Origin of the sequence: Alcaligenes faecalis, from assembly GCF_041521385.1 — a bacterium.
GTDB classification, from domain to species: domain Bacteria; phylum Pseudomonadota; class Gammaproteobacteria; order Burkholderiales; family Burkholderiaceae_B; genus Alcaligenes; species Alcaligenes faecalis_E.
In genome coordinates, this window is sequence record NZ_CP168006.1 from 1,813,100 (window position 1) to 1,828,479 (window position 15,380).

A 15,380-nucleotide genomic window follows, 5' to 3' on the forward strand; every position below is an offset into this window, starting at 1 on the left:
CTTACGCTTGTGCTGGTCGGCACTTCACCACCAGCACGCAAGCGCATGCTGCCAAAACAGCGGCCAAAAGAAAGCACAGGCCATAGCCCCAACGCTCGGCCAAGGCACCACCCAGCAACCCACCCAGCATGGCCATCAAGGCATCAGCGCACTGAAACAGCGCCCAGTCCACACCCGGCTGGCTGGGTGTAGTCAGCCCCATCAACGAGGAGTAAATCGTGACAAAACCGCAAGCCATGGCAACAAACAACAGTCCGGAGAGCAGTACCAGATTGCCTACCGACACCTGATCAGCACTCAAGGACAAAACCAGCAAAATCAAAGCTTGCAAGGCGACAGACACAGTGACTGCCGTCCAGTTGGAAAACCAGCGCATCAACAAGCCACCCAGCACCGTACCCACCAAGCCAGCACCCACGCTGAACGCACCAAAAATCCAGGCCAGATCGGTATTGCTGAGACCTTTATCCACCAATAAAGGACCGACCATCACCACCGCCGTCCGTACCCCGGCACCCAAGAAAAACGCCAGCAACAGGCCCAAGCGAACCTGAGGCCGACACCAGGACTGCATCAGGCTGGGACGGGTCTGTACATCGCCAGGTTGCTCTCGCGCAGGCTCTTGCAAGGACAGCAAGGGTAAGGTCAACACCACGATAGCCAAACCTGCACACCCCAATGCCCAGGCCCAGCCGTAGCGCCCCGCCAACAGCAGAAAAATACTGCTGCCCAACAACATGCCCACGTAGCTACCGCCCACCTTGGCCATATTGCCCAGGCTGCGACGCCCTTGAGCCAGTTGGTCTACAGCAAAGCCGCCACAAGCAATATCAACCGAAGCAGACAACAAGGCGGCTAGAAAAAACAGGGCCAGCAAGAAGCTGCCCTGTTCAGCCAAAGACAAATAGCCTGCAACCCCGGCAAACGCCACCACGGCCATACCGGCTGCCAATAGCCATTGACCACGCAGAATCAAGGTACGGGAGCGCCGCTGCACCGTACCAGCGGGCAAACGCCAACGCTCCACTGCCGGAGCCCATACAAAACGCAAAGCCCAAGGCAACATGAACAAGGCGCTCAGGCCCACAAACTGCAAGGAGGCCCCTGCTTGACGCAGCAATACTGGCAAGGACTGCATCGCAATCGTGGTGATCATCACCTGGGTGATGTAGATGCCGGCCAAGGCGCTTAATAAAACGCCCAGGCCCACTTTCTTAGTAAACATAGCTCAAGGTCGCGCCTACCACTCGCCCTGTTCCGCGCTGCGCAAAATCTGCGCCCGGGCCATAAGAAAACCCGTAAGTGCGATACGCCTTGTTTGTCAGGTTATTCACATATACCGATACTTCCACATCGGATCGCGGCGACCAGGCCAGGCTGGCATCCAGCAAGGTATAGCCCTTTTGCTCCAGACGGTTAGCGATATCGAAGTAGTGCGCCCCCACATAACGGGCGGCAAAGCGTGGACGCAGCAAGGTATCACCCACACGCACGCGACCTTGAGCTGAAACCGTTAGCCCATGTTCAGGCACGAACGGCACCTTATTAGAGTCACAATCTGCGCAAGTGCTGGCAATGTAACGGCGGAACTTGGCATTGCTGATGTAGCCGGTCGCGCCTAGCGTCCAGTCCTTGCTGACATCCCACTCCATCCCCAACTCCAGCCCCATGGAGCGAATGTCGCCCACGTTCTTCAGGGTCTGATAGCCCATATTGCCATCGCCATAAAGCTGTGCATCACGGGTGTCAACCAGATAGGCGGCGGCGCTCAAGCGCAAATCTTCGCCTGCATAACGCAAGCCTGCTTCATAGCTGGTGGAACGTTCGCGCCCAAAGCCTTCGGCATCCGCTTCACTGGTGGGGGCCAAGGCATAGCCAACCGGCTTATAGCCTTGCACCACGTTCACATATCCACGCCATTGCGGGTCAAATTGATAACCGGCACCGATACGCCCCAGCCACGTGTTCTCGCTGGTGGAGCGGTCTGCCGCCACCGGGGTGCCCATCAAATTACCCACAAACCGGGTCTGCGCCTTGTCCCGCGACAAGCGTACACCTGTAGACACATCAAACTTGGGAGTCATGTACCAGGTCACATCACCATAAACAGAAATGGACTCGCTCTTATTGCGCGACCGGCTGTCCAGAAAGGGCGAATGCGCAGGCAGCACCATATCAATGGTGTAGTGACGGCTTTGCTTGAGCTGCTGCCGGTACAGGCCGAATACACCCTCCCAAGTACGGGTGCTGCCCTCTTCTCTGGGTTGGGTGGACAGGCGCAGTTCCTGCGTATTCTGCTTCCAGGTTTCAGGCTGCCACGAATACTGCGAACCAAAAGCGTAGTTACGCTCGATATCCAGATCCTGCGAGCTGACAATGGCACTTAGCTGCCAATCCTGCCAGTTGTATTTCCCGTTGGCGGAAAAAGCATTCACACACCGGCGCTGATGCGTGTTGCGGTACGCATCCGGTAAGCCATCCAGCGCATAGGCCGTGCGTTGATCAATATCGTCATACAAAACGTAGACATCCTGAGTACCCTTGGCGCAATCACGCCCTGCCGACAGGCCCAGCTCCCATGGACTGCCTTCAGGTGCCAGACGCAGCTTGGCATGCCCGGCAGTGGAGCGCAGGCCGCCAATTCGATCACCCAGAATGGGGCTATCCAACTCGCCGGGCACCTTGTCGTTGATGACCGACACGGAGCCGTACAGCAAACCGCTGACCAAAGGCCCGGATACATTCGCCTGCAACTGATTACCGCCACGGCCCGACAAACCTGCCCGCAACATGCCCTGAACCGTGTCATCAGGCTGGTGCGTCACGATATTGAGCACACCGCCTTGCGCACTCTTGCCGTACAAGGTCCCCTGCGGGCCTTTCAACAACTCCACCTGCTCCACATCGGCCAGGGACTGGATGGCCGCGACCGGAAGTTGTGGCACGCCGTCCACATACACCGTCAACGCCGGGTTGTAGAAATCCTGAGCCGAAGTCACCCCGCGCACGGTAATGCTGGGAAACAAGACAGAGCCGCTATAAGACATTTGCAGCTCGGGAAACACACGCCCCAAACCCAGTGTGCTGTTGACCTGAGCATCCTCCAGCTCGGTACGATCCGCCACCGACGCGCCGCCGTTAATGCTCTCCAGACGCTGATCGCGTTTGCTGCCACGAACAATCACCGGCGACAAGGCCGAGACTTCCTCGCTGTTGCTGTTATCGGCCCAGACCTGAGAGGTTGGCGTCAGAACGGCCATTGAAGTGAGCACCGCAATGGGCACACGTAGCTGAATTTGTCGCAATGGCATGAACGGCCTCTTCCTGTGTAAGCTAAATACTTTTAGATGAAAATCATTATCATTTACTATTGAGCTTGTGGCGGCTAACGGTTTTAAGAAAAAACAGACGGTTTCAGGAAAATTTATGGATAACAGAGGCGGCAAGGCGCAGATCAGTCAGGCTATGCACCGTGTCGATGAGCTTTACGCGCTCCCCCACCCACCCGATATGCCCCAGGAATGGGCCAATATGCTTCAACGGCACGAACCGGGGGATGGCATCAGTATTGGCTGCATGCAAGGCCGCACACACAAGGAATGGATACTGCAAGCCAGCAGCCAGCCCATGTTCTGCGTAGCAGTCATGCTCAAAGGACGTTTACGCACTGCCATGCAAGGCGGCGGCACACTGGACTTTGGTCCAGGCATGTTCTCAGTGATGTCTACCGGCACAACGGCCACAGGCTGGGATCATTTCAGCGCCGAATCCGGCTTTAGCATGATTGATATACGCCTGACACCCGAGGCCCTGTACAAGCTGACAGGCCAGTCGGTCATTTCGCTGCAAGGCAAGCTGTTGCAAGATGGAAGCTTGCCCGGTCAGGATACCTTTATGGGCTGCGCCCCTGCCTGCACAGACTTGATGCAGGTGGCCAGCGATGTGCTGTCCTGCCAGCTCAGCAATCAGACAGCCCGCAACCTGTATATGCGCGCCAAGGCCATGGAAGCCTTGAGCATTGTGCTGGAGAAAATCACCAAGGACGCCGAGCCGGCTTTACCCACGCCCAGAGACAGGCAAAGGCTGCTGCAGGCCAGACAGTTACTGGAGAACGAGTATGGCCGGGACTGGTCCATTCCCGCCTTGTCCTATGTCGTGGGGCTGAACGAAAAACGCCTGCAATCAGGATTCAAAGCCATGTTTGGAGTTTCCATCCATGCCTTGCTGACCCAGATACGTATGGACGCTGCCGCCGCCCTGTTATTGCAAGGCGGCTCGGTCACCGATACGGCTTATGCCACCGGATTTTCCAGCCTGAGTCACTTCAGCAAAGTCTTTCGTGCCAATAAGGGCGCGGCCCCCAAGCAATGGGTATTGCATCACGCCCAGACGCGGCAATAAGGCTGAGGCGCGGCGGGTATTCGTTGTGAGCGTTTAGACGCCGCCCTCATAACCCGCCTGCCGCCAGGCGTCAAAAACACAGATTGCCACGGCATTGGACAAGTTCAAGCTACGCTGCCCTGTCATCATAGGCAGACGAATCCGCTGCTCGTTGGGAAACAAGGCCAGTTGCTCTGCGGACAAGCCTGCGGTTTCACGGCCAAACACAAACACATCACCCGGCTGAAAGCGTTGCTCAGCCAGCAAATGGCTGCCACGTGTAGTCAGGGCAAAGGCGCGATCAGGCGCGGAACCCGTGGCCTGCAAGGCTTCTTCCAGGCTGTCGTGCACCTTCACTTGCGCCCACTCGTGATAATCCAACCCGGCACGGCGCAGCTTACTGTCTTCCAGCTCAAAGCCCAGGGGCCGCACCAAATGCAGGACACAGCCCGTATTGGCCGCCAGTCGAATGACGTTACCCGTGTTGGGAGGGATCTCGGGTGAAACCAGGACGATATGAAACATGAAAAACCTAAAAAGTGCAGAAAAAACCGCGAACAGGCGACGCAGTATACAAGGCTAAGATGCCTTCCATTTCCAGGGAGCCCGTGCAGCGACCAAGGCATAAACAGAACTCGCCCCTGCCACACGGCAGGCCCGCGCCAGGGCATCCAACGTGGCTCCAGTGGTCAACACATCATCGACCAATAACACATCACTGCCCAGCAAGGACTCCCGCACGCTAAAAGCACCCCGCATGGCCTGTCTGCGAGCCTGACGCCCCAAGTTCTTCTGTGCCTGCCCATCCCGGGATGGCGCCACAACGCTATGCAAACGTGCGGACAAACCCAATGAATGCGCCACGCGCCTGGCCAGTACTGCGGCCGGATTAAAGCCCCGACGGAGCAAGGCGCTGCGCTGCGAAGGCACGGGTATGACCCGGCAAGCAGCATTCAGCACAGGCCCATGCCTACGCCATTGCTGCACCATCAGTCCCGCCAACACTGCCGCCATTTCCAGCCGACGGGAAATTTTAAACGCATGTATCAACATATCGCCAGGATGTTCATAGTCGAATCCAGCAACCGTCGCTTGCAGAGACAATTGCCCTGCGCCGCAATCCGGGCATGCCAGTAAAGCCAAGGGCGGCAAGGCCAGGGCACAACGAGAACAGCGCAACTGCTGGGCGGGTGTTGTCAGCGCATGTCGGCAAAAGGTGCACAACGAGCCGCTTTGCGAACGTAGTCCACACAACACACACGGTCGTGCCAGCAGTGGAATCCCTACAAGACGATGGGGCGACTCGCGCCGGAACAGGGGATGCGCCATAATAGATCATTACCTTTCAGAGCCAAGCTGATCCGATCACAGCACATACCACAGATCCAGGCCAGTAACGTCCGCGCAACTATGTCCCAGTTACCTTCTTTACCCATCAACTCCGCCCATGTCGAGCAGCAATTCAATCGCCGCGCTCCACTGGATCACGCTCAGTTTCTTTATGGTGAAGTCGCGCAACGGATGTTGTCTCGACTGGCCTTGGTGCGCTTACAGCCCACCCATATTCTGGATGCCGGCTGTGGCGCCAGCCACGCACTGGAGCCCCTGCGCTCCCGCTACCCGGACATGAACTACACCGGCCTGGATCGCAGCGCCAAGCTGCTGGAGGTCGCCCGCGAGCGTTACCAATCCAAACCCAGCCTGTGGCAAAAGCTGCGTAATCAGCCCACGCCAGCAGCCAACTGGGTTCAGGCGGATATGGCCAATAGCGGCCTGCCCGCAGAAAGCCAGGAGCTGGTCTGGTCAAATATGGCTTTGCACTGGCACCCGGAACCACATCGGGTCCTGGCCGAATGGAACCGCCTGTTGAAACCTGAAACGCTGGTCATGTTCTCCTGCCTGGGCCCCGGCTCGTTTGCCGAGCTGCGCAGCGCCATGGAACAGGCCAATTTGGACACCAAAACGCTGGAATTCGTGGACATGCACGACTTTGGCGATCTACTTCTGGAAAACGGCTTTGCTGACCCTGTCATGGATCAGGAAGTCGTGACCTTGACATATCGCAGTGCTGAAAAACTGCTGGATGATTTGCGTCTGCTGGGCGGCAATCCGCACCCGCAACGCAAGGCGAGCCTAAGCACCCTGCCCTGGCGTCAACGCCTGCTCAACGCCCTGGAAAAACAGCGCCATATGGATGGCACTTTGCATCTCAGCCTGGAAATTGCCTACGGGCACGCCTGGCGTGCCCGTAGCCGTCGCAGCACCCAGGGCGAGGTCAGCGTACCGATCTCCACAATCAGCCGCCGCCCCAAATCCCAGGAATAAATACCGCTGCGCTTAGAAACGGTATTCGGCCTGCAACCAGAAGCGGCGGCCATCTTCCGCGTAGGAATAGGCTCCGCTGGTACCCGAGTCGCGACGGCGATCGGTCAGGTTATAGATGGCGGCACTCAAACTCAGGTCCTTTCTGGCGCGCCAACTGGCGCCCAGATCCACCGTGGCAATTGTCCCCATGCTCTCGCTGACGGCACCGCCTCGCCCCCAGGAGATATTGGTTTCCCGACCACGCACGTTCAAGGTCGAAAAAGCAGATACCGCTTCATTCGGCGTCCAATCCACGGTCAGACTCCCCATATTGCGTGGAGTTGCCACCAAGGGTTGACCTTCAGACTGCGGGTAGCCAAAGCCCAGAATCGTGGCGCTGCCATTACGTACCTTGGAGTCCGTGAAGGTATAGCTGCCGCGCACTTTCCATTGGTCATTAAAGCGGTAGGCCAAGCCCAACTCCAGACCCTGTACCCGTGCTTCAGTGATATTGAAGTAGGTGCTGTACATGCTGTTGGTATACGGATCCGGAGGGACAGGGCGACCATCGGGATAGTACAGCTGACGCGAGCCGGTATTGGCGATCTTGTTCTTGTAACGGGTGTGGAACAAGGTGGCGTTCGCGCTCAACGGACCGCCATCATCAAAGTACAGGCCCAGTTCTACGTTGGTGCTGACCTCCGGTTCCAGATCCGGATTACCCCAGGTATAGGCACCGCCACGCTGTGGCAATCCGATTTGCGGATTGCTTTGCATAATGGTCGGGGACTTGAAGCCCTTGGCGATCCCGCCTTTCAGTGTCCAGGCATCCGTTGCACTCCAGACACCGTACAAGCGAGGTGTCCAATGGCGGCCAAAGAACTCGTTATCGTCCATACGCACGCCGCCGGTCAGGGCGAAGGATGGACTCAGACTCCACTCATCCTCCAGGAACAAAGAGTACTCACGCACGGAAGTATCCACACCTGCACCATTCGGATTGGCGTAGTAGCCATCGGCCTTCAACTCGCTTTTGCGCCATTGGAAACCGCCTACCAGCATATGATCGGCCAACGGTAAAGTCACCTTGCCATCGATCACGGTATTGCGGATATCAGGGCGAGCGGTCTGAGTTGGGCCATCGCGATAAGCCTGCTCACGGTTAAGGCTTAATTCGGTATCAAAGCTGCCCCAGCGGCCAGTATGCGCCAGTGTATAACTATCGCGCACGTACTCGTTTTCGTTAGCCTTGCCCGTTAATGCCAGGGACTTGCCCGGTGTAGTCCAGAAGTGCTGAGTCGTGCGGCCTGCTTCAAACATGAACTCATGATTGTCATTGGGAGTCGCCCACAAGCGCACCGTACCGTTTTGACGTTTGGCACGCGCAAAGCCATTCAGAACCTGATCTTCCTGACGCTGCTTGTGATAACCCCAGAACTGCAAGCCCAAACGCCCTGGCACGATGGGGCCTGACAGGTACAAATCAGCCGAGCCACTATTGCCTGCCTTTCCGCTGTCCTGCAAGGTATAGCCACCGGTCAAGGAGCCATGCCATTTGTCGGCCACTTTACGCGTCACGATATTGATGACCCCACCCAAAGCCTCGGAGCCGTACAAGGTCGACATGGGGCCCCGCACCACCTCGATACGTTCGATAGCTTCCAACGGGGGAATCCAGTTCATGTCCAGAGCTTCTGACACCCCACCCTTCATGGTGATCTGGCGCATATCCTGACGACGACCGTCAATCAGAACCAGCACATGCTCAGACTCCATGCCTCGGATCGAGATAGCCCCTTTGTCGCCACCTAAAACGCTGACGCCCGGCACCTGGCGCAAGGCATCGGCCAAAGACTCAAAGCGTTTGCCCTCCAGCTCTTCGCGCGGGATCACGGTGATGGATGCCGGTGCACTCACCACCTCCTGAGCAAAGCCCGATGCCGTCACCGAGATGGCACTGAGCTGTTCAACATCATTATTTTCCTGCGCCCAGGCGGACATGCACGCCAAGGATAAGGTGGCCAAGGGCCAACGCAGGCCCGTTCTCATTTTCATCACGGCTTTTTCCATTGCTTATAATACGAACCAAACTCATTTCTATTTGCTACTATCATGAGCCCGGTTCCTGACCATAGTCTGATGAAAACTATTCTGATTATTGAAGACCACCGGCCTTTGTTGAGCCTGTTGGCAAGCCATCTGCAAGGGCAGGGATACGCGATTCGCACCGCCACCACAGGACGGATTGGTCTTGCCCTGCTGCAAGAGCACAGCTTTGACGCCCTGATTCTGGATCTGGGCCTGCCCGATATGGACGGCATGGAGATTCTGGCGCAGTTGCATCATCCAGATCGCAGCCAACGCCTTCCCTGCCTGATTTTGAGCGCGCGCGATGCCATCCACAACCGTGTGCAAGGACTGCGAGGCGGTGCGGATGACTACCTGCTCAAACCCTTTGATCTGGTCGAGTTGGAGGCACGATTAAGTGCGATCTTGCGGCGAGCAGCCCCCCACCGTTACCAGCAACTGGTGATTGCCAACCTATGCTTCGAGCCTGAAGTACGACAGGCCTGGGTCAATGACCAGGCCTTGATGCTGCCAAGGCGGGAAAGTGTACTCTTGCTGGAACTGATGCAGGCCAGCCCTCGCTTGCTGATCAAGGACTACTTGCTGGAGCAGTTGTATCAAAACCAGGCCAATGTCAGTCTGAATGCCATCGAAGCATTGATCTCCAAACTGCGCCGCAAGCTACGCGAGCAAAATGCGCTGGTTTGCATCGACACGGTGCGCGGTGTGGGCTACCGCTTGCGCGTTCTGTGAGCAGACGCGCCTTCAGTCTGCGCGGGCGATTGCTGATCAGCCTTTTGCTGATGCTGGCCTTGGGTTTTTGCGCATTGGCCCTGTCCTTGTTCGATACGCGAGACGAGTTGCGCCGCATCAGCCTGTTTTTGCAGGCCGAGGAAATTGCCCGCGACTTTAATCCCTCGAAATCATTGGATAGCTTGCCGCGTCAATACGCTGGTGGGGAAATGTCTTATTCACTGTATAGCGCCCAGGGTGCGCTGCTCCAGGCCTCATCCAATTTGACAAGCCCGCGACGCCTGCGCCCGGCTCAGCCCGAGGATGAGTTGGCCTTGTTCAGACTGAAACATCGCAGTGGCTATGTGGTGTCGGTTTCGGTAACGCTACCCAGTGGCGAAATCCTGATGGTCGCCAAACAAGACCAGCGCGAACGTGAGTTGATCGGAGCCTTGTTGCAAACCCGCATGTGGCGCTCACTGCTTTTGTGGTTGCCGGTATGTGCGGTGGGCCTGTTGCTGATCGCCTGGCTTATCCATTGGACCTTGCGCCCGGTACGACAGGCCGCAAATCTGGCTGCGACGCTAGGCCCTGCTCAACCCGAGCTGCGCTTGCCGGTCACCGAACTGCCCAAAGAAATTCGTCCCTTGGCACAGGCCGTCAACCAAAGTCTGGACCGCCTGATGCAGGCCTATAAGCATGAGCAGCAACTGGTTGCAGATGCAGCTCATCAACTGCGTACCCCCCTGGCGGTCATGTCCTTGCGTCTGCAAACGGCTGAACACCATAGCGATCAGGACTGGAGTTTGCTGCGCGAAGATATTACCCACTTGCAGCGTCTGGTCAGCCAATGGCTCAGCCTGGCCCGCAAGCAGGAGCAGGCCACGGAACTAACAGACCACACTGCCCTGGCACCATTGTGCCGCCGTGTGATGGGGGACGTATGGCCACTTTTTGAACAGGCCAATCGGGAGATTCAATTTCACGATGGTAGTTCGCAAGATACTGTTCAAGCCTGCGAGGCCGATCTGTCCGAGGCCATTGCCAACGCCCTGGACAATGCCCTGACACATGGCCAAGGTGCGGTCAGCTTGCATCTGCATAACCCACGACCTGACCAATGTGCGATCGATATCAGCGATCAAGGTACAGCCCTGGATGCGCAAACAGCTCATCTGGCCTTTGAGCGTTTTCACAAGCAAGACAGCGCCAGCAAAGGAGCGGGCCTGGGGCTGACGATTGTGCGCCAGATTTTGCTGCGCCACGGTGGCCAGGCTTTGTTCCTGCCCGGCGCACCCTGCACCCTAAGGCTCTTGCTGCCACTGGCTGCGCCCGCCTCTGACAAAAAAAAGGTTTAGGGGTACACTTTTGTGCTTGGCCAAGCTGGCCAACTTGTTCTCAGGGCGGGGTGCAAGTCCCCACCGGCGGTAATGGCACTAGCCTAGCCCGCGAGCGCCTGGCCTGTGGTCAGGGACAGCAGATCCGGTGTGATTCCGGGGCCGACGGTATAGTCCGGATAAAGAGAGAACGGGATAGGTTCACGCACCTGTACAGGAGTCATCCTGCTATGGGCTTGAGCTATCCTGCTTCCTGCATGCCCTGTTTTTGTTGTCATAAAACAGGAAATCAACATGAACAGCATTACCCCAGCCCATCTTCTGGCTCCCCGTATCGCCTTTATTCAAGCGTGCTGGCACAAGGACATTGTGGATCAGGCCCGCCTGGGTTTTATCGACGAAGTCAAAGCCATGGGCCACGACAGCAGCCAGATCGAGGTCTTTGAAGTGGGCGGCGCCTTTGAAATCCCGCTACATGCGCAACGTCTGGCCCAATCGGGTCAATATGCCGCTGTTGTGGCTGCCGGTCTGGTGGTTGATGGCGGTATCTATCGCCACGACTTTGTAGCGACCGCCGTGATTCAAGGCTTGATGCAAGTCCAGCTCAGCACCAACGTGCCGGTGTTTTCAGTCGTGCTGACTCCTCACCATTTCCATGATGGCAAAGAACACCACGATTACTTCCACCGTCACTTTGTGATCAAGGGGCAGGAAGCGGCCCGTACGTGCCTGGATACCGTGAGCAAGTTGCAGGCTCTGCCTGCGGCATCTGTCGCCGCGCTCTAAATGGCAAGGCGGCCTGAAAAGGCCGCCTTCAATCCCAACCCTCTGGGCTACTTTTACCCGCAGCACCAGGGTTAGCCAGAAGCTTGCTGGTCATCTGTCTGATAACGTCGGTATCAAGACTGATTACGCTTGCGCGACGAGTCTATACCCAGTTGTTTAAGCTTGCGATACAAGTGGGTGCGCTCCAGACCGGTACGCTCCGACACGCGTGTCATACTGTGATTTTCACGGCGCAGATGATACTCAAAATAAATGCGCTCGAACTCGTCACGCGCTTCGCGCAATGGCAGATCCAAAGAGATGCTGCCTAGCTGAGACTCATCCTGCTCGACTTCAGGGACGGCCATGGCTGGTGCCAGACCGGGAGCCATTGCTGCTGCATCCGGACGACGATCACCCCCTTGAGCCATCGGGCGAGCTGCGACTGCCAGCGATTTGGGGGCAACAGTACGCTCCAGCCCCGAGGCTACGGTCTTGAGCAGTCGCTGCATGGTGATGGGTTTTTCCAGGAAATCCACCGCCCCAATACGGGTGGCTTCCACCGCGGTATCCACCGTGGCATGGCCACTCATCATGACCACAGGCATATCCAGCAAGCCTTGGGAGGCCCACTCTTTGAGCAGGCTGACACCGTCCGTGTCTGGCATCCAGATATCCAGCAAGACCAGATCGGGACGGCCCCGCAAGCGTGCCTCGCGAGCCTGGGCGGCATTTTCTGCCAATTGCACGGTGTGCCCTTCGTCGTAAAGAATTTCCGACAAAAGTTCCCGAATGCCGATTTCGTCATCAACTACCAGAATTCTGGCCATAAAACGTCACCTACGTGATTTTTTACGCATTATCGTTTGCTCGCCGCCCAGAGTCCAGACGAATATGCTGGCCAGCAAGCCGGGTAAAGAGGATGGAAATGCGAGCCCCCCCCTCACGACGATTGGAAACATCGATTCTGCCGCCGTGCTCCTCGATGATTTTCTTAACTATAGCAAGTCCCAGACCCGTACCGGTGGGCTTGGTGGTTACGTAAGGCTCAAAAACACGCACCAGCATCTGGGGATCAAAACCAGGTCCGTTATCTGACACCACAAAACTGACTGCACCAGAAGAATCGGAACCTTCTACGCCCGCAATCATGGTTTTAACAAATACATGCGCCTGGTCAAGTGATTGATCCTGAGCCGCCGCTTCACGGGCATTGGCCAACAGATTATGGATAACCTGACGCAGTTGCGTCGGATCCCCTTGCACCATGGGCAAATCGGGGTCCAGCTCCACATCGATCGCCACACTATAACCATCGTCCCGGACCATGCCTTCTTCCGGGTCCCAACCATATAAAGTCAACACTTCAGTAATCAGCTCGTTCAGATTCAGAGCTTGCATCTGAGTAGCGGGCTTACGAGCATACTCTCGGAAATCTTCCACCATCTTTTTCAGCGAACTAACTTGATTGACGATGGTATTGGTATAGCGCAGCAACATGGCAGCATGGACGTCATCCAACTGCGACTCCAGTTTCATGGCCAGACGTTCGGCAGACAACTGAATAGGCGTCAAGGGGTTCTTGATCTCGTGTGCCAGACGTCGGGCCACCTCGCTCCAGGCCACCAGACGGCTGGCGGAAATCACGTCAGTAATATCGTCAAACACCACCAGATAGCCGGTTGGTTGACCATCCACACGCAACAAGGTACCACGAGCCAAAACGGTGACGATAGTATCACGCGCTTCATTACCTTCTTGCATTTCCAATTCAAACTGCTGCTGCCAATAAGGGTGATCCGAGCCCATGGCCTGATGCGTGGAAAAGGCTTCTCGTATCACCGAAGCAAAAGTCACGGCCCCTTCCAGCGTTTCCAACGGACGCCCTTTAATCGAGCGCAAATCCACCTGCAAGATACGCTGCGCGCCCTGGTTGAACATGGTGACACGGAACATCTCGTCAAAAGCCAACACACCACTGGACAGGTTACTGAGCACCGACTCCAAGTACATATTGGAGCGTTCCAACTGCAGGCGATTTTTCTCAACCATGCGACGCGCTTCATCCAACTGTCGGGTCATGGCATTGAAAGAGCGCGTCAGTTGGCCGACTTCATCCTTGGCAGGTGGCTCAGGCAAAGCACGGTAGTCCCCTACCCCCACCGCTTGCGTCCCGGCGGCCAGCGTCAATAATGGGCGCGTCAGGCGGCGCGACAAGGCCAAGGCGGCCGCCACTGCCGTAAACACAGCCAGGATCAAAGCCAGCGTCAGCGTAATACCGTAGAGCTTGCGCAAGCCCTGACGAGACAAGGCCAGCTCCTGATAATCCCGAAACCCTTGCTGCACCTGGTTGGCATTGCGTGCAATCTTGTCCGGCACAGGCTGAATGACCTGCAGCCAGCGCGAGTCTGCCGTACCACTCAAGGTCGCCGCAAAGCGATTGGGATCCGCCAAAGGCAGAACCGTGCGCAGGCGCAAGCCTGTTGACTCTGCAGGTACCCCGCCTTCATCGAGCCCGTTATCGTGAACAGGGGCATCATCATCCACCTCGGCAGCCGAATAGCGGCCTGCAATACGCAGCTGATTCATCACGCTGGAGGGCGGCATATCAGGTAGCAGCGTGTCATAGCGGCCCGAGGAAAAGGCAATCAAACGACCATTGCCCGAAAACACCATTGCCTCCGTCACCCCGCTGTTCTCACGCAAGGAGATCAGCAAACTGCTGTACTGCGCACTATCTGCCTTGTTCAGTGCCGACACCATTTCATTTGCCCGACCTTCCAGCTCGTTCAACTGCGAATCCAGGGCGGCGCGGCCCAGGCTCAAGCCCGACTCCAGCGCCGAATCCACCCGTACATTGAACCAGGACTCGATAGAACGTGACATGAACTGCACCGAAAGCAGATAAATCAGCGCCCCCGGAATAATGCCGATCAAGGTGAAATAAAAAGCAAAGCGCGCCGTCATACGGGCACCAAACTGACGTCGGCGTATTTGTCTGAACAGACGAATCGTCAGCAACAGCACCCAGGAAATCAGCGTGGCGGCCAATACACCGTTAAGCACCAACAGCAAGTCATACTGCTGTGCGTAGCGCGAGGCGTTGCCCGTAGACCAGACAAGAAGCGAAAACAGCGCCAAGGCGCTGACCCCCGCTCCGAACAGAGCGGTGCGCAAGATCCAACGAATCAAGGTTGGGGCTCGTCGACGGAGACGGAAAAGGAAAAGGTTTTCCATGGAGTAGCCAGTGTCCAGGCAGAACTATTGATGGCGTCCACTTGAAACGGACGGGCCAGCAAAGAGGTATCCAGGCGCAGACGCACACGACCTTGGTATTGCTGGTCGCGGTCCAGATCTGCCACATACGCCACGGCCCAGCCGCGAATGTGCCGCAGCATGGCCAGTGCGTCATTCATGGAGGATTCGGGTAAAGACAGGTCCCCGGTGCCCACACGCCACTGACGGGTCAGAGCGTTGTACACAACCCGCCAGGTTTGTTGTTCCTTAACAACGTTTTTATCAAACCAATACCAGCGTGGCTGGGCCAATTCCACTTCAACCGTGAAATACAGCGGCACCCCTTTCTCGGCAGCAGTGCGCAACTCCGGACTTAACTCGAATTCAACATCCGCGTCGATATAGAGTTTTTCGTCCCGAATATGGGGCTCGACCTTGACAACCCGCTCTCCCGAAGTAGCGACCGGCACAATCGTATTGGCCGAGCTTAGCGCGCAGTTGAAAATCAGCAGAAAAGACAGAAAAACGCGCCACATCGTGATTAACCGCAAAAAGGAC

General features: G+C 56.8%; 13 protein-coding genes and 1 riboswitch. Of the genes, 5 read left to right on the forward strand and 8 right to left on the reverse strand.

Translation table 11 applies throughout. The features are described from left to right. Position 1: 1 nt before the first annotated feature. Positions 2–1,225: an MFS transporter gene (locus ACDI13_RS08180; RefSeq protein ID WP_316988273.1), complete on the reverse strand. Its 1,224-nt coding sequence runs from the start codon at positions 1,223–1,225 to the stop codon at positions 2–4. Then, on the reverse strand, positions 1,215–3,311 hold the full coding sequence (locus tag ACDI13_RS08185) for a TonB-dependent siderophore receptor (protein ID WP_316988274.1): 2,097 nt from the start codon (positions 3,309–3,311) through the stop codon (positions 1,215–1,217). The genes ACDI13_RS08180 and ACDI13_RS08185 overlap by 11 nt, the downstream gene beginning before the upstream one ends. Before the next feature lie 115 nt (positions 3,312–3,426). Here ACDI13_RS08185 and ACDI13_RS08190 point away from each other — a divergent pair, with 115 nt between their 5' ends. Further along, a complete protein-coding gene (locus ACDI13_RS08190; protein WP_316988275.1) occupies positions 3,427–4,401 on the forward strand; it encodes an AraC family transcriptional regulator in 975 nt (324 codons plus the stop codon). Positions 4,402–4,434: 33 nt separating this feature from the next. Here the strand turns inward: ACDI13_RS08190 and ACDI13_RS08195 are convergent, their stop codons facing one another. Together ACDI13_RS08195 and ACDI13_RS08200 are read right to left on the reverse strand one after the other, a co-directional pair. Continuing rightward, positions 4,435–4,905 carry a tRNA (cytidine(34)-2'-O)-methyltransferase gene (locus ACDI13_RS08195; RefSeq protein WP_316988276.1) on the reverse strand — a complete coding sequence of 157 codons (471 nt, stop codon included), beginning with the start codon at positions 4,903–4,905 and terminating at the stop codon, positions 4,435–4,437. Positions 4,906–4,959: 54 nt separating this feature from the next. After that, the gene (locus tag ACDI13_RS08200) at positions 4,960–5,709 is read right to left on the reverse strand and encodes a phosphoribosyltransferase family protein (protein WP_316988277.1); all 750 of its coding nucleotides are present in this window, start codon (positions 5,707–5,709) and stop codon (positions 4,960–4,962) included. A gap of 81 nt (positions 5,710–5,790) precedes the next feature. Here ACDI13_RS08200 and ACDI13_RS08205 point away from each other — a divergent pair, with 81 nt between their 5' ends. Continuing rightward, positions 5,791–6,705: a methyltransferase domain-containing protein gene (locus tag ACDI13_RS08205; protein WP_316988278.1), complete on the forward strand. Its 915-nt coding sequence runs from the start codon at positions 5,791–5,793 to the stop codon at positions 6,703–6,705. 12 nt (positions 6,706–6,717) lie between these two features. Here the strand turns inward: ACDI13_RS08205 and ACDI13_RS08210 are convergent, their stop codons facing one another. Next, a complete protein-coding gene (locus ACDI13_RS08210; RefSeq protein ID WP_316988279.1) occupies positions 6,718–8,739 on the reverse strand; it encodes a TonB-dependent receptor domain-containing protein in 2,022 nt (673 codons plus the stop codon). A gap of 57 nt (positions 8,740–8,796) precedes the next feature. Between ACDI13_RS08210 and ACDI13_RS08215 the strand changes: the two genes are divergently transcribed. From ACDI13_RS08215 to ACDI13_RS08225, 3 genes are all read left to right on the forward strand, one after another. Continuing rightward, a complete protein-coding gene (locus ACDI13_RS08215) occupies positions 8,797–9,504 on the forward strand; it encodes a response regulator transcription factor (protein ID WP_372373018.1) in 708 nt (235 codons plus the stop codon). Beyond that, complete coding sequence (locus ACDI13_RS08220) at positions 9,501–10,841, forward strand: HAMP domain-containing sensor histidine kinase (RefSeq protein ID WP_316988281.1); 1,341 nt, start codon at positions 9,501–9,503, stop codon at positions 10,839–10,841. Before ACDI13_RS08215 ends, ACDI13_RS08220 begins: the two co-directional genes overlap by 4 nt. Before the next feature lie 32 nt (positions 10,842–10,873). Continuing rightward, positions 10,874–11,016, forward strand: a riboswitch (FMN riboswitch). 98 nt (positions 11,017–11,114) lie between these two features. Next, positions 11,115–11,606: a 6,7-dimethyl-8-ribityllumazine synthase gene (locus tag ACDI13_RS08225; protein ID WP_316988282.1), complete on the forward strand. Its 492-nt coding sequence runs from the start codon at positions 11,115–11,117 to the stop codon at positions 11,604–11,606. A 113-nt stretch (positions 11,607–11,719) separates the two neighbouring features. Here ACDI13_RS08225 and ACDI13_RS08230 read toward each other — a convergent pair whose 3' ends face one another. Genes ACDI13_RS08230 through ACDI13_RS08240 form a run of 3 tightly spaced genes read right to left on the reverse strand, consistent with a single transcriptional unit; the run spans position 11,720 to position 15,358 of the window. Next, the gene (locus ACDI13_RS08230) at positions 11,720–12,415 is read right to left on the reverse strand and encodes a response regulator (protein WP_316988283.1); all 696 of its coding nucleotides are present in this window, start codon (positions 12,413–12,415) and stop codon (positions 11,720–11,722) included. 22 nt (positions 12,416–12,437) lie between these two features. Further along, positions 12,438–14,774 carry an ATP-binding protein gene (locus ACDI13_RS08235; protein ID WP_316988342.1) on the reverse strand — a complete coding sequence of 779 codons (2,337 nt, stop codon included), beginning with the start codon at positions 14,772–14,774 and terminating at the stop codon, positions 12,438–12,440. Continuing rightward, complete coding sequence (locus tag ACDI13_RS08240; protein ID WP_316988284.1) at positions 14,774–15,358, reverse strand: DUF4390 domain-containing protein; 585 nt, start codon at positions 15,356–15,358, stop codon at positions 14,774–14,776. The genes ACDI13_RS08235 and ACDI13_RS08240 overlap by 1 nt, the downstream gene beginning before the upstream one ends. Positions 15,359–15,380 lie beyond the last annotated feature (22 nt).